Annotated in this window: 17 protein-coding genes; 10 read left to right on the top strand and 7 right to left on the bottom strand. The window is 45.4% G+C overall.

Going from position 1 to position 20301, the window contains the following annotated elements; translation table 11 throughout:
- Positions 1-5: 5 nt before the first annotated feature.
- The 5 genes from ACXIT9_RS06095 to mfd all read right to left on the bottom strand — a co-directional run bounded on the left by ACXIT9_RS06095 (position 6) and on the right by mfd (position 11374).
- Positions 6-2951, bottom strand: a complete 2946-nt coding sequence (locus ACXIT9_RS06095; RefSeq protein ID WP_458055337.1) for a DEAD/DEAH box helicase — start codon at positions 2949-2951, stop codon at positions 6-8.
- A gap of 157 nt (positions 2952-3108) precedes the next feature.
- A complete protein-coding gene (locus tag ACXIT9_RS06090) occupies positions 3109-3618 on the bottom strand; it encodes a hypothetical protein (RefSeq protein ID WP_458055336.1) in 510 nt (169 codons plus the stop codon).
- A gap of 306 nt (positions 3619-3924) precedes the next feature.
- Positions 3925-6357, bottom strand: coding sequence for an alpha/beta hydrolase family protein (locus ACXIT9_RS06085; RefSeq protein WP_458055335.1), 2433 nt, complete (start codon positions 6355-6357; stop codon positions 3925-3927).
- Between the two features lie 308 nt (positions 6358-6665).
- Entirely contained in the window at positions 6666-7889 is a 1224-nt protein-coding gene (gene gldJ, locus ACXIT9_RS06080; protein WP_040670300.1) for a gliding motility lipoprotein GldJ, read from the bottom strand.
- A gap of 119 nt (positions 7890-8008) precedes the next feature.
- Positions 8009-11374, bottom strand: coding sequence for a transcription-repair coupling factor (mfd, locus tag ACXIT9_RS06075; protein WP_458055334.1), 3366 nt, complete (start codon positions 11372-11374; stop codon positions 8009-8011).
- 203 nt (positions 11375-11577) lie between these two features.
- Here mfd and ACXIT9_RS06070 point away from each other — a divergent pair, with 203 nt between their 5' ends.
- The 4 genes from ACXIT9_RS06070 to ACXIT9_RS06055 all read left to right on the top strand — a co-directional run bounded on the left by ACXIT9_RS06070 (position 11578) and on the right by ACXIT9_RS06055 (position 14717).
- Positions 11578-12186, top strand: a complete 609-nt coding sequence (locus ACXIT9_RS06070; RefSeq protein ID WP_458055333.1) for a cytochrome c oxidase subunit 3 — start codon at positions 11578-11580, stop codon at positions 12184-12186.
- Positions 12187-12220: 34 nt separating this feature from the next.
- Positions 12221-13198: an FtsH protease activity modulator HflK gene (hflK, locus tag ACXIT9_RS06065; protein WP_458055332.1), complete on the top strand. Its 978-nt coding sequence runs from the start codon at positions 12221-12223 to the stop codon at positions 13196-13198.
- Positions 13195-14130, top strand: coding sequence for a protease modulator HflC (gene hflC / locus ACXIT9_RS06060; protein WP_458055331.1), 936 nt, complete (start codon positions 13195-13197; stop codon positions 14128-14130). The genes hflK and hflC overlap by 4 nt, the downstream gene beginning before the upstream one ends.
- Positions 14131-14267: 137 nt before the next feature.
- Positions 14268-14717 (top strand): SRPBCC family protein, encoded by a 450-nt coding sequence (locus ACXIT9_RS06055; protein WP_458055330.1) that lies wholly within the window; start codon positions 14268-14270, stop codon positions 14715-14717.
- A gap of 109 nt (positions 14718-14826) precedes the next feature.
- Here the strand turns inward: ACXIT9_RS06055 and ACXIT9_RS06050 are convergent, their stop codons facing one another.
- On the bottom strand, positions 14827-15297 hold the full coding sequence (locus tag ACXIT9_RS06050; protein ID WP_009054267.1) for a Fur family transcriptional regulator: 471 nt from the start codon (positions 15295-15297) through the stop codon (positions 14827-14829).
- A gap of 320 nt (positions 15298-15617) precedes the next feature.
- Here ACXIT9_RS06050 and ACXIT9_RS06045 point away from each other — a divergent pair, with 320 nt between their 5' ends.
- From ACXIT9_RS06045 to ACXIT9_RS06030, 4 genes are all read left to right on the top strand, one after another.
- On the top strand, positions 15618-16835 hold the full coding sequence (locus ACXIT9_RS06045; protein WP_458055329.1) for an aspartyl protease family protein: 1218 nt from the start codon (positions 15618-15620) through the stop codon (positions 16833-16835).
- Positions 16836-16939: 104 nt separating this feature from the next.
- Complete coding sequence (locus ACXIT9_RS06040; protein ID WP_458055328.1) at positions 16940-17530, top strand: LemA family protein; 591 nt, start codon at positions 16940-16942, stop codon at positions 17528-17530.
- 11 nt (positions 17531-17541) lie between these two features.
- On the top strand, positions 17542-17976 hold the full coding sequence (locus ACXIT9_RS06035; protein WP_458055327.1) for a TPM domain-containing protein: 435 nt from the start codon (positions 17542-17544) through the stop codon (positions 17974-17976).
- Between the two features lie 4 nt (positions 17977-17980).
- On the top strand, positions 17981-18793 hold the full coding sequence (locus ACXIT9_RS06030; protein ID WP_458055326.1) for a TPM domain-containing protein: 813 nt from the start codon (positions 17981-17983) through the stop codon (positions 18791-18793).
- A gap of 13 nt (positions 18794-18806) precedes the next feature.
- Here the strand turns inward: ACXIT9_RS06030 and ACXIT9_RS06025 are convergent, their stop codons facing one another.
- Positions 18807-19265, bottom strand: coding sequence for a ComF family protein (locus ACXIT9_RS06025; protein WP_458055325.1), 459 nt, complete (start codon positions 19263-19265; stop codon positions 18807-18809).
- Between the two features lie 312 nt (positions 19266-19577).
- Between ACXIT9_RS06025 and ACXIT9_RS06020 the strand changes: the two genes are divergently transcribed.
- On the top strand, positions 19578-19931 hold the full coding sequence (locus ACXIT9_RS06020; protein ID WP_458055324.1) for a carboxymuconolactone decarboxylase family protein: 354 nt from the start codon (positions 19578-19580) through the stop codon (positions 19929-19931).
- Positions 19928-20296 carry a hypothetical protein gene (locus tag ACXIT9_RS06015; protein WP_458055323.1) on the top strand — a complete coding sequence of 123 codons (369 nt, stop codon included), beginning with the start codon at positions 19928-19930 and terminating at the stop codon, positions 20294-20296. The genes ACXIT9_RS06020 and ACXIT9_RS06015 overlap by 4 nt, the downstream gene beginning before the upstream one ends.
- Positions 20297-20301 lie beyond the last annotated feature (5 nt).

Genomic DNA, 20301 nt, shown 5'->3' with positions numbered 1-20301 from the left:
ACCGATTAATCAAGGAGGGCATCGATATCCTCCTTGCTTAAACTCTTCATAAAGCTTTCCTCTGTGGAGATTAGGCCTCCGGCCAAAGCCAACTTTCGTTCCTGCAGTGCCATAATCTTTTCCTCCACCGTCTCTTTGGATATAAACTTGTAGATAATCACCTTATTCTCTTGGCCGATACGATGCGCACGGTCGATCGCTTGCGCCTCCACGGCAGGGTTCCACCAGGGGTCGAGGAGAAAGACGTACTCCGCAGCCGTTAAATTCAAGCCTACCCCACCTGCTTTTAAGGAAATTAAAAAGACCTTGACCCCCTTATCTTCCTGGAACTTCGTCACCTGCTCTCTGCGGTCTTTCGTCGTCCCATCCAAGTAGGCATAAGCCATCCCTTTTTCTTCCAGGTATTCACGAATGATGGCCAAATGCCGCACAAACTGACTAAAGATAAGCACCTTATGTCCCTCGCTGGCCGTGGCGTCGAGCATATGGATCACATCTTCCAACTTACCTGAATCTCCCGTATACCCCTTGTCCACTAGACGGGGATGGTTCGCCAGCTGACGGAGCTGAGTTAACCCACGCAGTAAGGTAAACTGCTGGTTACGAAGACCTGAAAGGGAGAACTCCTGGGCGATTTTTTCTCTATAGCGGCTTTTTACCTCTTCATATACTTTTTCTTGCTCCGCAGTCATGGAGGAGTAACGCACGTTGATCACTTTTTCAGGCAGGTCCGTGGCCACTTGCGTTTTTAAACGTCGTAGGATGAAAGGCTTGATCGTGGCATGCAGCTTCACGATTTTATCTGCGTCTGCCTGCTTTTCGATAGGAAGTAAAAACTGTTTCTTAAAGCTATTTTGGTTTCCGAGCAGGCCTGGGTTTATAAAATGCATCTGTGACCAGAGATCCATGGTGCCATTTTCGACAGGAGTTCCTGTCAAGATCAAGCGGTGACCGCAGTGGAGTTCATTTACCGCCTTGGCAATTCGACTCCCTGGATTTTTAATCGCCTGGGATTCATCTAAAATGATATAGTCGAAATAAAATGACTTAAGCACCTCTATATCGATCCGAGTAATGCCATAGGAGGTCAGCACGACATCATACGCGCTGAATTGGGAGGCACTTTTAATTCGATGTGTACCCGAATACACGAGTACTTTTAACTTCGGCGTAAATTTTTTGGCCTCCACTTCCCAGTTGTAAATCAGTGAAGTAGGCATGATGAGCAGGGAGGTGGTCCCTTCAGCGGCTTCTTTACGATGTGCTAGCAGCGCCAGGGTCTGAACCGTCTTTCCGAGACCCATATCATCCGCCAGGCAGCCACCGAATCGATATTCATTTAAGAACCGTAGCCAGTTATACCCTGCCTGCTGGTAAGGGCGCAGCTTTCCCTTGAAGAAACTGGAAAGCGGATAGTTTTCGATCTGCGTAAAATCCTGTAACTTTTTTAGCTTATCCGAGAGGCTGACCTTCAGCAGCTTGTTTTGATTTAACTCCTGAGCCAGTGCGATGTGGTGCTTTTTTAGAATTAGTCCTGTCGTGGCACTATCCGGCTGAGACTCCTCCTCCAAAAAGGAAAAAATCTCTCCATAGTCCACAAACCAAGAGCGTGGGATAACGGCAATTTCTCCGTTTGGCAATTCAAATTCCGTCACTCCCTTAATTAAATACTTACGAATTTTATGGAAGGGAATCTCATGATCGCCGAACTTCACCACAGCATGCACGTCGAACCAGTCGATATTTTCTGCCAGGCGAATGTTGATTTTTGCATGACCGACGAAATAGCGTTTCTCTTTTTCTCCTGCCTGGCGCTGCACAAACTGCAGCCCTTCCTCCTCTAAGGTGGTCTTATATCGGTTCAGCCAGTCGAAGGCCTCGGTTTTCCGCATGACAGCCTTGCTGCTTTGCATGTGCAGACCGAGCGATTTAAGGCGCTCAAGCAGCTGGTTTTCAAAATCTGGGTCTCGAACCACCTTATAAAAGGTATAGTCATCCCCGATCTTTTCTAGTTCTGCATTACTTAACACGCGGTTATCTGCACGGAAGCGATAGGATCCATATTGAAAATTAAGGGTAAACACGATTTTGCTCTCCGCCTCCTCTGCCTCTAGCCTATTTCCGAATAGATCTTGGGCTATTTTGCCTTCGGCAAAGTCCATGAAGGTGAGGATCCCCTGTGGCTGGCTTCTTTCTACGATAATATCAAAGCCCTCTGCATGTACATCGAAAGCAGATACCAGCTGCGTGATGAACTTTTTATAATAGACCTCTTCTACTGCCTTTTTAACGATAATTCTTTTCTTAGAAAAGAAAGGTTTCAACTTATACCCGTCTACGCCCTTCTTAAAACTGTAGAGCTTATCTTCTGCGATCATCCATGCAGGATCGTGACAAATCAGATAGGAGCCATTAAACTGCCAGTTTACCAGTTCCCCTTGGTACTTAATCGTCGGCCAGTAGTGGGTGACCTCTTCATTTCGCATAAAATGAAAGAGGACTTGTGCTCGCTTGGGAAGTATTTCTATCTCCTTCCAAGTAGGATTCCCATCAGAGCCCATGACAAAAAGCCTTTTGGTACGCAAGAGCTCTAAAATTTGTGCTCGCTTCGTATCCATATTTTGACGGATCAGGTCGATCAGCTGCTGATTGGGGGCCTGGGGATCAAAAACCTTACGCAGAAATTCTTTTGGCTTGAGTTTCTTTTTATTAAAAGGTTTTACGACCTCCTCCTGCTGCATGCTATCCATGAGGCGGATAAGCTTGTAATCCGCTTCGTCACAGGAGGCTGCGAATTCGTGGGCATTTTTGTACGAAATATTCTGGTAGGCAAAAGAGAGTGTCCCTTTCTCATTTAACTGCACGACAAAAGACTCGAAAAGTAATCCGAGGTATTCATGCTCGAAAAGCGAGTAAATTAGTTGATGTGGTGCCTCTGCGGAAACTTTCATAAATGGGCCCGTGTATAGCGGCTATACAAGCGATTTAAAGCTAGTTTTTTTCTTTATTCAATTCGAAAATTAGCATTTATTTCTTTAGTAAAAAAGAATTTAAGTACTTAAAAAGAAAAGGTTATTTGGTGAGAAGAAGAAAAAATACGTGTCTTTATCAGCTGAGAACTGATTTTCTTATACTTATTCGCTCGAAATAGAAGCACTTACTGGTAGAATCACTCAAGATAAGTTTCGTTCCACTTATTTCTTCCAGACGGAACCGGCTTGGCTTATTTTGCTCGTCGAGGATCCACAGATGACCTGCCGTATCGATGGCATAGGGACGTCCATGCGGATGTTTTTCGTTATAAATGTGCGTAGGACCTATGGTATACCAGGAAGCTTCATTTTTTTCCTCCTGCCAGTAGCCAAAAATAGCCGGAAGGATCTCCACATAAAGCTCCTCCCGGCTGGTGTGTAAGTTGCGCTTAAAAAGTTTGGGGCTTTCCATACCCATTAAAAAATAAATATCTTGCTGCCCGCTTTCCAGCAGAATCGACCATGCCGCATATGCAGCGTCCGGGATCTGAAGAGCTGCATACTCAGGTGCTTCGAGTGCGCATGCATGTTTACCTGGAAGAAAAGACAGGACATATTCCTTTTCGGGACTTTGAAAAACAACCATAAAATCAAACATGCCGTTCTGTAACGCGCTGCCCTTTTCTACCCTAATCAAAAACGTTCTTTCCAGATCATCCTTGTGAACAGGCGCCTTACCACATGTTGTTCCCAAAAAAAGAATCACAAAAATAAGTCCTATGTCCTGTGCTCTTTTCATGTAATAAAGGTAGGGATATTTCAGATGCTAAAATGGATGAGTTCATGAATGGGGCTCTTACCTACACGAGCAGCTAAAATCAATTCACAAAAAGAAATGCCTGCCAACCCAAAGGATTAGCAGGCATAATACATAAGGCAATTTAAAGAATAATCATCTATTTTTTACATATTTCTCTAACCATTCATGCTGCTCATAAAGTGTATGCAGAATAGACTCTCGTGCTGCATAGCCATGGCTTTCATGTGGAAGGAAAACCAGTCGGGTGGTAGCGCCATGTCCTTTTAACGCATTATAGTAGCGCTCACTTTGCACCGGGAAAGTTCCGGAGTTATTGTCTGCCTCTCCATGAATCAGCAAAATAGGCGTTTTTACCTTGTTTGCGTTCATAAACGGAGACATCGTGTTATATACATCGGGCGCTTCCCAGTAGGTGCGCTGCTCGTACTGAAAGCCGAAAGGCGTGAGCGTACGGTTATAAGCACCACTACGCGCGATACCTGCGGCGAATAAATCGGAATGCGAAAGCAAGTTGGCCGTCATAAAAGCTCCATAAGAGTGTCCACCCACTGCGATACGATTACGATCTCCGATGCCGCGCTCCACGATATAATCGATAGCTGCCTCCGCATTCGCTACCAGCTGCTCTACGAAGCTATCATTCGGTTCGATTTCGCCTTCACCGACGATCGGCATTTCTGTTCTATCCATAATGGCATAGCCCTGCGTCACCCAGTAAAGAGGAGATCCCCAGCTCAGGCGGGTAAACGTATGCTTGGAGCCACGCACCTGCGCAGCCACCTCTGCAGACTTATATTCACGTGGATAGGCCCACATCACCACAGGAAGTGGCCCATCACGCTCCGCATCATAACCTTCAGGCGTATATATTACAGCAGACAGGTTTAGTCCATCTTTTCGGGAATAGGTCACTAATTCCTTCTGTATACCAGCGATAGCCGCATAAGGATTTTCAAAATCTGTCAGCTGCATCGGCGCGATCCGACGCTTGGTGTTCACCAACCAATAGTTCGGCTGCAGCTCTGTGCTTTCTTTTAAGGTTATAAACTCTGTAGCATCAGCATTTAAAACCCGAACGACACGCTCATAGAAAGGCGCTTCCGATCTCCAAAGGATCTTTTGTTCTTTTTTCTTTACATTAAATGCGGAAAGGAAAGGGTAGCTGCCATCAGGGGAGCCTCCTTCGCTGGTCATGAAAACATCATCCCCCTTCTTCAATAAAACAGAGCGACCGAATTCATTTGTCTTCGTAACAGGTGATCCTGGATCGTTATAAATGTCATCAGAAGAACGCTCGATGATAACACGTGGCTTCTGAGAAGGATTTTCCGGATTGATCACACTCACACGTTCCTGGCGGCTAGCAAACCAGCGCTCACTTAAAAGCGCGAAATTCTTGTCTTCCGACCAAGTAATCCCGCCAAAACGATAGCCGATCCCTGCTAATTTTTTCTTCTCTCCAGTGAATGGAGCATCCCAGGTATAGATGATCTCTCGCTCCTCCATTTGCTTACGCGGATCACCACCATCCTGAGCTTCTACCCAGTAGAGAGTAGCTCCCTTATCAGCTCTCCAGCTAATGGAACGAGGTCCTTCTACTGTAGCATCGAAGCCTGTAGGGCGCACTTCATCTAATGGTCGAGAAGTGATTAACTTCACCTGCTTACCTGTACGATCCAGCACTTCTACGTCATAAGGAAAACGAGAAGCCGGAACTAGATAAGAAAAAGGACGCTGAATCCGATCTACCATGAGAAACTTTCCATCCGGAGAAAGGCTCATTCCTTTAATCATACCGGGAGCACCTACGGCCTTCTGGCTCCCGTCCAGCATCACTTCCATCAGCTGCGCATCCATAAAATAAGCAAACAAATCCTCCTCGTAAGGATTTGTCAGCAGATCCTGATACGTTCTGGAAGGAGCTGCATTTCCTGAAGTTTCCTGTACATTTGGCCCTACCGGGGCCAAAGGTGCCTGCGGCATCGATCCTCGCTTCGGATTAACGGCTTTCACGATAATCGTGTTTTCGGGCGTCCAGGTAGTGGCATTGCCGTAAACCATATTGACCTTTAGGTCTCCAAGCTGCTTCGCCTCATAAGTGACCATGTCCACCACCCAGAGGGTTACGCCATCCGCTTCGGTATGATAAAAGGAAAGAAATTTCTCGTCCTTTGAAAAAGAAAAGCCGGAGAGCTTCGGCTTAGCTGGTAGGCCTTTTACCTGAATTTCATCTCCTGAGCGTGTTTTTCTTATTTTAAAATTCTCCACACCGCCCGTTCTGGACGGACCCGTAGTAGCCGGGTTAATGCGAATACCCGCTATGCGGAGTTCCGGCTGCGCTAAATCCTCTATACTCGGATTCCCCGCACGCTCTAACACTAACATCATCTCACCATCGCGACTGAAACTAATCGACGGCGTATTCGGCGCATCTACTAAATCAGCGATGGCCTTGGGAGGCACTTGATAGGTCGCTTTGTCCTGAGCGAATGAAGCAGCAGGAGCGAGGTACAGCATAAAGGCCGCAAGACCTATCCGTAACCAGGTAACCTTAGGTTTCCACATATTGCTATTTTTATAAAATGATCAGTTAAAAATACAGTATTTTAAGTGCTATTCGTCCAGTTTTACTTTTACAGGCCACTCGCTTACATAAATGGTTCGCTAATCCCATAAATTGAAAAAGTGACCTGCACGCTCTAAACCTTAGGATAAGAAAGCCTATCGCCTCTGCCCTAAGACAGCAGAAACCTAAAAAAATAAGAGGATGGAACGAACACAAAAAAGTCCCTGGAAGGCTTACCTATACCATAAAAAAAGCCAGGATACAGACCCTGGCTCTTGTTGTATTCCTCACTTTTATGTGGAAAGCCTTATTTTCCCTTAGCGCCAACAGAGATCATCGCACATCTAAAACCAATATGGTTAGTGGCAGAATCCTGATGCATAAATCGTCTGGTGCCTGGTGATAACCAATATGCCATGTCTCTCCATGAGCCCCCTTTATAAACGCGATGGTTGTCATCAAAAAACGAGATCATATAATCTTCTTCTGGATCTTTATACCCATCTTTACGAACGGGGTTTAGGTCATCCATATCCTGATAGGACATCGGACGATATACATCATATACCCACTCATTCACGTTACCCGCCATGTGATAAAGCCCAAAATCATTTGGTGGCATGTCATACACGTTAGTCGGTAATATTTCTCCATCGTTCGCCATACCGCCAGACAGACCAGCATAATCCCCTCTACCTCTTTTGAAGTTAGCGAGAAAATCTCCTTGGCTACCTTTTCTTCTTACCGTGTATGGATTTCGAAGACCACGACCATCCCAAGGATAAATACGACCATTTTCCTGATTCTCATCTCGGTACTGTGTCCCTACCATCGCTTTTGCTGCATACTCCCATTCTGCCTCATTTGGCAAACGGTACTCTGCTATGGCCACACCTCTCTCAATTAAGCGCGTCTTCGAGAGTGTGCTATCCACCTTATTTTTTTCCATAAATAGGCGACTAACTACTTCTGTTCGCCACTGACTGTAAGCGGTAGCCTGCTTCCAAGACACCCCTACTACAGGATAAAAGTTGAATCCAGGAAACCGGAAATAATAATTATCATATACATCATTATAAGATAATGAACCTCTCCACACGTTTTCGTCTGGCTCCAGCTTCATAATAGAATCCGTGCTCACACGCTTACGCATGTCAAAAAGAAATTCCTTATAATCCACATTCGTCACCTCCGTCTCATCCATATAAAAAGAAGCCACAGTAACTGTACGCTCTGCATTATCACGAAAAGCCATGATATCCTCTTCTTGAGAACCTAAAACAGTTCTACCTCCCTGAATGTAACGGAGACGCGGCCCTACCTTCTGATCTGAAATTTTAGTGACGAAAAAATTCGTGCTATCAGCATCCTTAAAGCTATAAGAAGCACCTGTGGAGGCAGAAGTCTTTCCGGGTTTGGCGGCAGTTCTTCTACCATAACTAGGATTTCGATTACATGAGGCTAAAATACTTCCCCCCACGATAAGCGCGATTCCCATAAATAAACTCCACTTTGAACTACTTGAAGTCATGGTTTTCATGTTTGTAATTGTCGCTATTAAAACGCTAATATAGGTGCAATATTCCCCCAGCACAATAATTCCTGCGGGTAATTTATGCTAATCTACAGGACTTGTCGGAATTTCCGACACTATAAAACTTCATTTTTCATGCCCTGTAACCATTCGATCCCCTTTTTGACCGATTTTACGTCCGAAACAGTAAGCATTAAACGCTTTCTATATTCTTTTATTTTACAGGTTTTTGGATGATGACTGATAAACTTTAGAATTTTCTGGAAAACATCCTGCTTGAAGTACTGCTCCCTATCGGAAGGAACGAAATAGCACTTCATCTGTTCATTTTTCAGCACTAACTTTTCGAATCCGAGCCGCTCGGCTTCCCATCTGAGACGTACGGTGGCCATCAGGCGTAAAATGGGTGGGGGCAGGGGCCCAAAACGATCTATCAATTCCTTTTCGAAGGCTTCCAGCTCTTTCTCTTGCTTAATCCCATCTAACTTACTGTAAAGTGCTAGACGCTCGGAAATATTCGCCACATAGGTCTCTGGTATCAAGATCTCCATGTCCGTTTCGATTACACAGTCCTGAACCAAAACTTGTACCTTCTCCTTAAAATCCTCCTCGAAGAGAGCCGCAAACTCATTTTCTTTTAACTCCTGCACGGCTTCATCGAGAATCTTATGGTAAATATCAAAGCCTAAATCGGTTATGAAGCCACTTTGCTCCGCTCCTAGTAAGTTGCCAGCGCCACGAATATCTAAATCCCGCATGGCTACCTTAAAACCATCGCCTAAATCGGAAAACTCTTCCAGGGTCTGTAGGCGTTTCCTCGCCTCAGGCGTGAGACCGGAAGTAGGGGTGGTCAGCAGATAACAAAAAGCCTTTTTATTACTTCTTCCTACACGACCACGCATCTGGTGTAAATCACTCAGCCCGAACATGTGAGCACGGTTTATGATGATGGTATTGGCATTAGGGATGTCCAAGCCAGACTCGATTATATTGGTAGAGACGAGCACATCATACGCGCCCTCTATAAAGTCTACCATCACTTTTTCTAGTTTCTTGCCATCCATCTGGCCATGGGCCCCGACGACACGCGCATCCGGCACGAGGCGCATGATTAGGTTCGCGATGGAGTCGATCTCTCCCACCCGGTTATGCACGAAAAAAACCTGTCCGCCTCGGCGCAACTCATAAGCCACCGCATCGCGGATAACTTCCTCCTGAAAGGTATGAATTTCTGTTGTCACCGGCTGACGATTCGGCGGAGGGGTGGCAATGACCGAGAGGTCCCGCGCTCCCATCAGGGAGAAATGTAGTGTACGCGGAATAGGAGTAGCCGTCAGGGTAAGCACATCTACATTTACCTTCATCTGCTTTAGCTGATCCTTCACCTTCACGCCGAACTTCTGCTCCTCATCGATGATCAGCAGCCCCAGGTCACGAAAGGAGATGTCCTTATTCACGATCCGGTGCGTGCCCACAAGAATGTCTATCTCTCCACTTGCCACCTGCTTGATAATTTCTTTAATTTCCTTAGCCGTACGGAAACGGTTGATGTAATCTACCTTAACAGGAAAATCCTTCAGACGCTCCTGAAACGTTCGAAAATGCTGCATGGCTAAAATCGTCGTAGGTACAAGCACTGCTACCTGCTTTCGATCATTTACTGCTTTAAAGGCCGCCCGAACAGCTACTTCGGTTTTACCAAAACCCACATCCCCACAGACAAGTCGATCCATGGGATAGCTCTTTTCCATATCCTTCTTTACATCTGCCGTAGCTGAAGCCTGATCAGGGGTATCCTCGAAAACGAAACTACTTTCTAACTCTACCTGCAGCACTGAGTCGCCATTAAAGGCGAAACCCGACGCATTTCGACGCTTCGCGTAGAGGGCGATTAAATCCTTTGCAATATCTTTAACTTTTCGCTTGACCTTCGCCTTTTTGTTGTCCCACTCTGGAGACCCCAACTTGGACATCGTGGGTAAAGTGCCCTCCTGGCCGCTATACTTCGACACCTTATGTAAGGCATGAATATTCACATACAAGAGATCATCGTCACGGAAAATCAAGCGGATAGCTTCCTGCATCTTGCCATTCACATCCACCTTTTCCAGACCAGCAAAACGCCCGATTCCGTAGTCGATATGCACCACGAAATCTCCTGGCTGCAAATTTTTAATCTCCTTCAGCGTCAGGGCCTTAGACTTCGATGACTTTCGCTTGACCTTATACCGATGGTAGCGCTCGAAGAGCTGATGATCGGTGTAACAGAGCAGCTTCATCCGCCGATCGATAAAGCCTTCACGAAGTCCTATTTGCAGGTACTGCACCCCTAATGTAGGATCCAGCTCGCGAAAAATATTTTCCAAACGGTCCAGCTGCTTCTCATTTTCCGCTGCTAAAATAGTCGTAAAGCCTTGCTTCGCATAATCCTGTAGATCCGCCACCAGCAGTTCGAAATTCTTATTAAAAGATGGCTGTGGGGCCGCGTCCCAGTGTAAGGTATCCGTATCGGAGACGCTGTAATGGAAGCGATGACCGATTTCGACGCGCTTGAAATGCTGTAGCCTTTGCGCCAGCGCCTCCCCCGAATCGAAAAGCAGCGCGGGCTCTGGCAATAGGCTGGCTTTACTCCGCTCCACCTGCTGCTGATACTGCTCCTGCGCCCGAAGAAAAAACTTGTCCATCGTTTCCAGAGTCAGCTGCGTATCTTTAAGCCAGATTGTACTGGTCTCGGGGAGAAAATCCAGTAGGGACTGCCGCTCCTCTTTCAGCAGCTGGGTCTGCACATTTGGTAGTAAGCTGATCGCTTCCACGGGTTCTAAGGAAAGCTGATCCTCCGGATCAAAGGTCCTAATGCTTTCTACCTCCCTTCCGAAGAGCTCTATCCGGTACGGGTATTCGTTCGCATAGGAAAAAACGTCGATGATGCCCCCTCTGATCGAAAACTGGCCAGGTTCATAGACGAAATCTTCGCGCTCAAAAGCATACGCTTGCAGCATTTCGGAAAGAAACTCGATATCGATTTTTTCACCTATTTTCACCGCTATGCTATTTTCTGTAAAAGAGCGCTTGTTCAGCACTTTTTCGTAAAGGGCCTCTGCATAGGTGACCAAGATATAAGGAGTATCGGACTCTAAGCGCGAGAGGGTAGAAAGGAGTTCTGCCCGCATTAGCACATTGGCATTATCCACCTCCTCGATTTGATATGCTTTTTTAAAGCTTGAAGGGAATAGAGCGGAATGCTTACCCCCTAAAATTTCCTGTAAATCGGACTGCACATAGGCTGCTTCCTCTTTATCGGAGGCGATAAACACATGAAGGCCAGGGAGCTGGCGCGTGGCTGCTGCTAAAAGCAGGCTGTCCAGGCTGCCAGTGGCCTTTTTTAAGTGGAAGACGCCGCCTTTTCGCGTCCCTAATTCCGCTAAAAAAGCACGATAAAAAGGATCATTTTCGTACAAAGACAGAAAAGCATGTATAGTCAAAACGATGTACTTTTGTGTTTAAATTCGGGTGTGTAGAGCTGTTTTTCACCTCGGCGCTACCGCGCCAAAAGTAAAGTATGCTACAAGTTTTCGTGACAAAAGTACCACATTCTACGCATTTCGTCTATAAAATTTGCTTTCCCCTGAACTACCTACAGGTTAAAGGGTTTTCTTTTTATTACCTTACAGTATCGACTTTACGTATGGATTCTTCTTCTCCCACTTGGTTACAGCGCCTCGAAAACATGCACCCCTATCAAACCTTAATTTATTTAGGCATGTTTGGAAGTGGCTTAATTTTTCTTTTCATGACGGTGGCTTTTCTAGCCTCTGTTTCTGGAAAGCTTTACAGCTTTACCTTCGAGATGCCGCTATCCTTCATTCTAAGCACCCTAATTATAGTAGCTAGCGGCTATTCCACCTCTAAAATGCAAGTACATTTTAAGGCAGAGAATGTCCGAAGACTAAAAAATAGCCTGCTAAGCACCTTTTTTTTGGGACTTGCGTTTACTATCTTACAATTTATCGGTTGGAAGGAACTAACCGACTCCGGAATTGATTTCAGAGGGCTTCCGAGTGGAAGCTTTTTGTACGTTTTAAGCGGTATTCACCTTTTCCATTTACTTGGTGCCATGGTGTTTGCGCTCATTTTAGTCGCCCAGTATGCCAAAAGAGAAAAGGATGGCATCGCACAGCTTATTATGCTGACCAACCCCTTCGAGCGGATGCGTATCCAGCTCTTTGCGGTGTACTGGTACTTCATGGATGCGGTGTGGATCGTGCTATTCGTTACCTTTTTATTGGTTTTTTAAAATTATTCACTATATTAAATTAATCTAAAGATCTATGTCAGAAGAAAAGTATGAGATCAATATTGATCCGGATTGGATAAAGCGCTATGCCTGGCGTATCGTACTCGGCGTGGCTCTGCTCTTGGGAGCCTTTACCAGTGTCAAAACGATCGGCCCGGAAGAAGAAGGTGTCGTACTACAGCTAGGAAAATACGACCGAACCTTACTGCCAGGATTAAATTTTATTTTGCCATACGGCATCGAAACTATTTATAAAATTCCCGTTCAGCGGCAGCTGAAGCAGGAGTTTGGCTTTCGAACACGTAGCTCGGATACGCGCTCGGAATTTTCTAAGTCCGCTTTTGGAGATGAAAGCATGATGCTGACAGGAGACTTGAACTTATCCGATGTAGAATGGGTCGTACAGTATAGAATCGTGGACTCTTACCGCTTTTTATTCCGCGTCAGAAATGCAGAAAAAACGCTGCGCGACATGTCAGAGGCGGCCATGCGTAAAATAGTAGGCGACAGAACAGTTAATGAGGTGCTTACGGTAGGTCGTCAGGAAGTAGCCTCTGCCGTGGAAGTGCTTCTGCAAGAAATGTGTGAAGAATACGAAAATGGCATCCGCATCGATCAGGTGGTTCTGCAGGATGTAAATCCACCAGAGCCTGTCAAACCTTCCTTTAATGCGGTAAACCAAGCACAGCAGGAACGTGAAACTTTAATAAATCGTGCCGAAGCCGAGTATAATCGTGTCATCCCCAGAGCACGCGGGGAAGCAGAAGAAACGATCCAGCTGGCAGAAGCCTATGCACTGAACCGTGTAAACCGAGCCACTGGTGAGGCCCAACGTTTTGATGCATTCTATCAAGCGTACGTAAAAGCTCCTGAAGTTACGAAGCAGCGTATCTATCTAGAAACGATGGAGCGTGTCATGCCGAGATTAGGCAACAAGGTCATCGTGGATGAGCGTGGCTCGAATGTGCTTCCTTTACTTAACCTGGATAATGCCAAACCTTTAAAGCCATGAGTAAAACGATTATATACCTCATCATAGGAATCGCAGCGATCGTGACCCTATCGAACACGATCTTTATTTTAGATGAAACGAACCAAGCCATCGTTACGCAGTTCGGTAAACCTGTAGGAGAGCCACGCACCTCCCCGGGACTGAACTTTAAAACACCCTTCCTGCAGAAAGTACAGTACTTCGATAAACGCTACCTGGAATGGGACGGAGATCAAAATCAAGTGCCCACAAAGGATAAAAAGTTTATCTTCGTAGACACTTATGCGCGCTGGGAAATTACAAATCCGCTACAGTTCTTTATTCGTCTTCGAGACGAACGAAGCGCGCAGTCCCGCTTAGACGATATTTTGGATGGTGAGACAAGAAATGCGGTAGCTTCTCACGACCTATTAGATATCGTGCGCTCCACGAACCGAAACCCGGAGGTGACAGAAGATTTTATGGAAGAAATAGAAATTCTGGAGGACATTTCAGTGGGACGTGCTGCAGTGGAAAAAATTATCCTGGAAAAGGCGAATGAAAGAACAGCTGACCTAGGTGTCAGAATCTTGGATTTTCGTTTTAAGCGCATGAACTACGTAGATGAAGTTCGTGATCGAGTGTATGACCGAATGATTTCAGAAAGAAATAGAATCGCTGACCAGTTTCGTTCAGAAGGAGAAGGGGAAGCCCGTAAAATAGAAGGTAACAAGGAACGTGATCTCGCTCAGATCCAATCCGAAGCTTTTCGTGAAGCGGAACTTATTAAAGGAAAGGCCGACGCGGAGGCTGCAGACATCTATGCTGCTGCTTATAACAGAAATCGTCAGTCCGTGGAGCTATACAAGTTCTTACGTTCTTTAGAAAGTTTCGAAAAATCTTTAGACGAAAATACCAGCGTCATCATCTCCAGTGACAGTGAGCTCTTTAAATACCTAAAGAGAGCGAACTAAGCCAAACATCAGCTTATAGGATTAAGGCAGGAAAAGTAAAGCTTTTTTCCTCCAAACTTAATTTTAAAACGAAATGGATTACTCCTCCCTCCTGTAGGGAGGGGTAAACATTTCGAGGACATTTCGCTTTCCTTTCCATGAAATTTACCATTCGAACCGTAGTAGAACAGGACTACCTAACCGTGAAGGCAGGTTTTAATGAAAGTCTTTTTCGACGACTGGCGCCGCCTTTTCCCCCGCTAACACTTAAGCGCTTTGATGGCTCACGAAAAGGAGATATCGTGTCCATGGAATTAAATTTCTTCCTCTTCAAGCAAACATGGACGAGCTTGATTACCCACGACCATACGGATGCCCACCAGTTTTATTTTATAGATGAAGGGACCGCGCTGCCTTTTTTCTTATCCTACTGGAAACATAAGCATGTCATGGTGAACTTACCGGATGGGCGAACAGAAATTCGTGATGAAATCGCCTTTAAGGGGCGGCCCACTTGGGTAAGTACGCTACTCTATCCCGCTCTATATGTGCAGTTTTGGATGCGTAAACCCATTTATAAACGTATATTTAAACTGGAAAAAGTCTAAAACGAAGCATTTAAATAAGTAAAAAAGAGGTGAGACCACGGGTTTTATCCGATTTCTCACCTCTTTCACTTTTCAGATGGGGACCTTTGCGCCCTGCGCAAAGTAAACGCTAGAGTAAACTTAAATTCTCGCAATTTTCTATCTGACAGTCTCCATACAGAACTAAAGAATGGCTCGTAATACCTGACTGAAACTCTTCTCCCATCGCTTCTTTAATGAGATTAATACGCTCATCGGAAAATTCCCGAATTTTTCGGCATTGGTTGCAGACATGATGATCGTGATGTTTGTAGGTGAGCGCTTGCTCGTAAAGAGCGACCTTATCTTTAAACTGATGCTTGACAGCCAGACCACACTCCACTAAAAGATCCAATGTATTATAAATAGTGGCCCGACTGATCGTGTACCCTTTATTTCGCATTAAGAGAAAAAGCCCTTCTACATCGATGTGCTCATCCTGTGGAAGACCATATAATTCATCTATCACCGAAAACCTTTCCGGTGTTTTTCGACTGCCCTGACGGGCTAAAAAATTCTCAAATATCTTCTTTGCTTTTTCTAAAACTGATTTATCTGCCATGATTCACAACTATAAGGGGTAAAGATGCCGCTTTTTTACCTTATTTTCAATTTTCAAGCTCCTGAGAGCTTTTGAAAGGGATAATTTACCTTTAATCTAAATAATAAAACGGGACGGCCCGAACTTCGGTTCTTTGCTTTTGATTTTTTGACACCGCGCCATGCTTCTGCTATAAGCTCAATTATTACGCCTAAAAGTACCGAAAATGTAAAAAATCGAACAAAATTGCCAGATTTTCTTTTAATAGAGAAACCCTTGATTGAATTGTGATTATGTTGTTTAGGTCTTTACTTGCTCTTGTATGCATGTGCCTCTTTAGCATGTCTGCTTCAGCACAAATCCCTGCCTTCTACACCAAGGAGCCAGGAAAGCGTAAGGTATCGTTCCCTATCCAAATACACAATAATCTCGTCGTACTTCCCGTCCGGATTAATGATAAGGAGGAACGAAATTTTTTGTTAGATACTGGGGTCAAGACAAATATCTTATTCGATCCAGCCGATATAGAGCGTTTAGGCTTAGAAGTTACACGGAGCTTGAACTTAGTGGGCGCTGATGGCAGGACGCTGATTACTGCTTCTGTCTCACCCTATAACACGATCGACCTCGGAGAAGTAGAAGGAATTTTCCAAACGATATTAGTATTAAATGAAAATGTTTTCGAGCTGGAAAGTATCGTGGGCGTACCCATTCACGGCATTATCGGCTATGAGTTTTTTAAATACAATCCGGTTCGTATCAGCTATGACAAAAAGCGTATTGACTTTTACCGCTCTGATGCGCTACGCTGGAGACCGTTCGGCTTTCGTAAAACAGATATGACGTTTGATAACGGCAAACCCTATATCCAAGCAAAAGTAAAACAGTTAGATGGCGTGCTGCCTGTGAAGTTACTTATCGATACGGGCGCTAACCATGGCCTGCTGCTGAACCGAGAAACGAGCGAGCGTATCAATCTCCCCGCGCGATACATAGAGACCGATTTAGGTAAATCACTTGGCGGCGACCTCTATGGACTTCTCGGAAGAAAACGTCGACTAACGATAGAAGGACTTAATTTCTATGATGTCATCACTTCCTTTCCCGATGAAACAGAATTTTCCTATGTCATAAAAGAGTCAGGGAGGCAGGGGAGTTTAGGCTCAGAAATATTCGCACGCCTAGAATTAATCATCGATTACAGGAGAGAGCGCCTACTCTTTAAAAAAGCGAAAAGCTTTAACGTTCCTTTTGAGTTCGATATGTCAGGCATCGTGCTAAAAGCCTATCCAGATGGAGAGGTAGAGCGCTATTATGTGGCCGATTTACGGACGGATTCGCCTGCGGCCAAAGCAGGCATCCAAGTGGGTGACGAAATCGTTTCAGTAAATAAAGTGCCAGTGGATTTTTGGAACCTTACGAAGATGATCGATCTGCTGAGGTCTGAGCCTGGCAAACAAATTTTCATGCGTGTTTTACGTCTAGGAGAGGGAAGTACGGAAGAAAACCCAGTGGTAGAAACGCATGAAATAAACTTTATTCTGAAAAGAGAAATTTAATCACTTATTTTTGTGGGCGAACACATGCTTTCCTTCCGCTCTTTTGTGCGGGAGCACTAACCTTTACCCTTTATTTTCGCGTAAAAAGTCTAAACGATTCAGCCATGAAAAAAGCACTTATTCCTATTCTCATTTTGGTCGGCCTAGGGCTATTTGTCTACTCGACAGCGGTGCGAACGTATAACTCACTCGTAACGATAGAAGAAGACATTAATGGCAAGTGGGCCGAGGTAGAAACGCAGTATCAGCGTAGAGCGGACCTTATCCCTAACCTAGTCAATACCGTGAGGGGTTTCGCGGACTTCGAAAGGGAAACACTTACAGGTGTGGTAGAAGCGCGAGCGAAAGCAACAGGAATCACCTTAAATGCGGACCAATTAACACCTGAAAATCTAGCGAATTTCCAAGCGGCGCAGGATCAGCTAAGTGGCGCACTGAGTAGGCTTTTAGTATCCGTGGAGCGCTATCCGGAGCTAAAAGCAAACCAAAATTTTCTAGAACTGCAGGCACAACTGGAGGGCACTGAGAACAGGATATCGGTGGCCCGCAGAAATTTCAATCAATCCGTGCAGCAGTTTAACGGAAACATCCGTACCTTCCCAAATAACATGATCGCTGGCTTTTTCGGCCTGGAGCGTAAAGGCTATTTTGAAGCCAGCGCGGGAGCTGAGCAGGCACCTACCGTCACTTTCTAACCTATCTGACCATGCCACAAGACCTATTTTCGGAAGACGATCGCGCTCTGCTTACTGCCGCCATCCAAGAGGCGGAGCGGAAAACTTCGGGCGAAATCCAGGTCCACATCGAGAAATATTGCAATGAAGATGTGTTAGACCGCGCTGCTGAGGTTTTCGATGCGCTGAAAATGCAAGAAACTGCCGCGCGAAATGCGGTGCTTTTTTACTTGGCCACGGGAGATAAAAAGTTCGCTATTCTCGGAGATGCGGGGATAAACGCGGTGGTAGAAAAAGGGTTTTGGGACGATATAAAAGAAGAGATGCTGGGTCATTTTAAATCCGGAGCCTTTACGAGAGGCTTAGAGCTAGGCATTTTACGGGCTGGAAAGGCCCTCAGCACACACTTCCCCTATGCAGACAAAGGGGATAAAAACGAACTTCCAGATGATATTTCTTTCGGGTAAGCCCATGAGAGCACACAAAAATTTCTTCCTTACCCTTAGCTTAGTGATGCTCTCCTTTTGGGCCCTGGCCCAAAAGGATTTTCCAAGTAAACCCTATCCGCCGCGTCTAGTAAACGACTTTACGCAGACCTTAAAGCCCGCAGAAATCCAGCAGTTAGAGCGTAAGTTAGTAGCTTATAACGACAGCACGAGTACGCAGGTGAGCATTGTGCTGCTACGTTCGGTGGGGGACTATGACATCGGGGATTATGCTTTTCAGCTCGGTGATCGCTGGGGAATCGGCCGTTCGGATTTGGATAACGGTGTACTTATTCTGGCGGCGATACAGGACAGAAAAGTGTTTATCGCCACTGGCTATGGCATGGAGGGAGCACTTCCGGATGCTTTAATAAAGCGCATGATCGAACAGCTCATTATTCCGAATTTCCGCATGGAGGCCTATTACACAGGGCTGGATAGAACCACAGATTTGATATTCAGCCTCGCCGCGGGAGAATTTTCTCCCAAGGAGGCGCTGGGAGCACCGTCACAGCCCGAGGTGCTGCGCGGATTTATCGTCTTTTTGTTTTTTGTCTTGTTCTTTTTAGTACCCCTATTACGAAACAAAAGAGACCGTAGAAACCACATAGGAGGACGTGGGGCCGATGTGGATCTGATGAGCACCATCATGCTGGCAAACATCCTTAAAGGAGGTAGCAAAGGAAAGTATGGCCAGTTCAGCTCCGGGAGAGGCTCCTTCGGCGGGGGTTTTGGCGGAGGCTTCGGAGGCTTCGGCGGGGGCTCTTTCGGCGGCGGAGGAGCTGGGGGAAGTTGGTAAACCCATACCTCTCTCAGCGGCCTGCTGCTAAAACGAAAACATCTACGCTTTTAGCACCCTGTTGCACTAAACTATTCATGCATGCTATCAGCGTAGCACCCGTAGTCATCACATCATCGATGAGCAGCAGGTGTTTTCCCTGCACGTTGGCCTGGGCTTGAAAAATTTTATTCACTGCTTCCAGGCGCTCCATACGGTTTTTTTTGGTTTGAGAAAGAGAATGCTGGGTACGGACGAGCCCTTCTACTATCGGAATGTGAAGTGCCTGCTGGAGGCCTTCGGCCAATGCCTGGCTTTGGTTATAGCCTCGCATCGCCAGTTTTTTTGGATGAAGGGGCACTGGAACTAAGGCATCGATGTGCTTTAATGGATTTCCCTGATTACGTACCAGCGTGCCATAAGCATGTCCTAAATAAGTGGCCAGCTCAGGATTGTCTTTATATTTAATGGCGTGGAGAATTTTCTGGCTCATCCCCCCCTTGGTAAAGCGTAAGTAAGCGAATGCTTGCTTGACAGGACAGAGTCCAATAAGCTTGTTAACAAGCTCATTTTTATGAGGAGTTAAGTGAAAAGAAGTGACTGGAAGCGCATAAAAACAAGTAGAGCAGACACCTATCTCGTTTGGTAACAGCACTTCTGTACAAGTTAAACAATGCTTTGGAAATAAAAGCGAGAAAAAGTCTTGAAAAATGGGGTACTTCATCGTTAAAAAAGCGTTATAATGAATCTAATGCAGGCATGAACCTGTTATATTTGTTACTTAGTATACTTATAGCTAAAAATAATGAATTTAGTAGAAGAATTCAATGCCTACCGGACGCGGATGAACGAAAGCATCCTGAGCGAGGACAATAAAGTACTCAAGCGCTTCTTTAATCTAGATACTAATGCTTATGCGGCGGGGGCAGTAGATATAAAGGCGAAAGAGATGATAGGCTTATCCTGTTCGATGGTTTTACGTTGTGATGACTGTGTACGCTACCATTTAGGGAAGTGTTTTGAATTAGGCATGAAGCGGGAAGAGGTTTTTGAGGTATTTTCGATCGCTACTTTGATAGGTGGTTCTATCGTTATCCCTCACTTACGTCGCGCTGTTGAATACTGGGAAGCTTTAGAAGCGGAAAAGGACCAAGCATGATTCGAGTTAAAAAAGAACACGATTTAGAAAAAAGGTGGTCTAAATTACTCCTCGGTATTGAGGAGACGATTGGGAAGCGTCCGAAGGATCTAAACGGTGTGCTATTCTTAATAGGGGTACAAGAGCTAGGCAAGGGAAACCGCACTTTTTCCAAGGAGGAAAAGCAGGACCTGATGCATATCGCCATATGTAAAGTTTTAAGCTTAAATGGCTATTACAGTTTGGACTTTATAGATCAGGAAGGCTGGCCCCATTGGAAACTCGAAAAGGAGCTACCCCATTTTGATATATTAGAACAGGAAAAGCTATTGAAATTGTCTGTTATCATGTACTTTGAAGAGGAATTTGGAATAGAAATCCTGTAAGCAAA

It is taken from the genome of Nitritalea sp., from assembly GCF_054166705.1.
This window is presented reverse-complemented; position numbering and strand designations above follow the sequence as displayed.

What these genes read in the sequence shown, in the direction of transcription:
- ACXIT9_RS06095 (WP_458055337.1), bottom strand. Translation starts at nt 2,951, where the DNA reads ATGAAAGTTTCCGCAGAGGCACCACATCAACTAATTTACTCGCTTTTC.
- ACXIT9_RS06090 (WP_458055336.1), bottom strand. Translation starts at nt 3,618, where the DNA reads ATGGTTGTTTTTCAAAGTCCCGAAAAGGAATATGTCCTGTCTTTTCTT.
- ACXIT9_RS06085 (WP_458055335.1), bottom strand. Translation starts at nt 6,357, where the DNA reads ATGTGGAAACCTAAGGTTACCTGGTTACGGATAGGTCTTGCGGCCTTT.
- gldJ (WP_040670300.1), bottom strand. Translation starts at nt 7,889, where the DNA reads ATGACTTCAAGTAGTTCAAAGTGGAGTTTATTTATGGGAATCGCGCTT.
- ACXIT9_RS06070 (WP_458055333.1), top strand. Translation starts at nt 11,578, where the DNA reads ATGGATTCTTCTTCTCCCACTTGGTTACAGCGCCTCGAAAACATGCAC.
- hflK (WP_458055332.1), top strand. Translation starts at nt 12,221, where the DNA reads ATGTCAGAAGAAAAGTATGAGATCAATATTGATCCGGATTGGATAAAG.
- hflC (WP_458055331.1), top strand. Translation starts at nt 13,195, where the DNA reads ATGAGTAAAACGATTATATACCTCATCATAGGAATCGCAGCGATCGTG.
- ACXIT9_RS06055 (WP_458055330.1), top strand. Translation starts at nt 14,268, where the DNA reads ATGAAATTTACCATTCGAACCGTAGTAGAACAGGACTACCTAACCGTG.
- ACXIT9_RS06050 (WP_009054267.1), bottom strand. Translation starts at nt 15,297, where the DNA reads ATGGCAGATAAATCAGTTTTAGAAAAAGCAAAGAAGATATTTGAGAAT.
- ACXIT9_RS06045 (WP_458055329.1), top strand. Translation starts at nt 15,618, where the DNA reads ATGTCTGCTTCAGCACAAATCCCTGCCTTCTACACCAAGGAGCCAGGA.
- ACXIT9_RS06040 (WP_458055328.1), top strand. Translation starts at nt 16,940, where the DNA reads ATGAAAAAAGCACTTATTCCTATTCTCATTTTGGTCGGCCTAGGGCTA.
- ACXIT9_RS06035 (WP_458055327.1), top strand. Translation starts at nt 17,542, where the DNA reads ATGCCACAAGACCTATTTTCGGAAGACGATCGCGCTCTGCTTACTGCC.
- ACXIT9_RS06030 (WP_458055326.1), top strand. Translation starts at nt 17,981, where the DNA reads ATGAGAGCACACAAAAATTTCTTCCTTACCCTTAGCTTAGTGATGCTC.
- ACXIT9_RS06025 (WP_458055325.1), bottom strand. Translation starts at nt 19,265, where the DNA reads ATGAGCCAGAAAATTCTCCACGCCATTAAATATAAAGACAATCCTGAG.
- ACXIT9_RS06020 (WP_458055324.1), top strand. Translation starts at nt 19,578, where the DNA reads ATGAATTTAGTAGAAGAATTCAATGCCTACCGGACGCGGATGAACGAA.
- ACXIT9_RS06015 (WP_458055323.1), top strand. Translation starts at nt 19,928, where the DNA reads ATGATTCGAGTTAAAAAAGAACACGATTTAGAAAAAAGGTGGTCTAAA.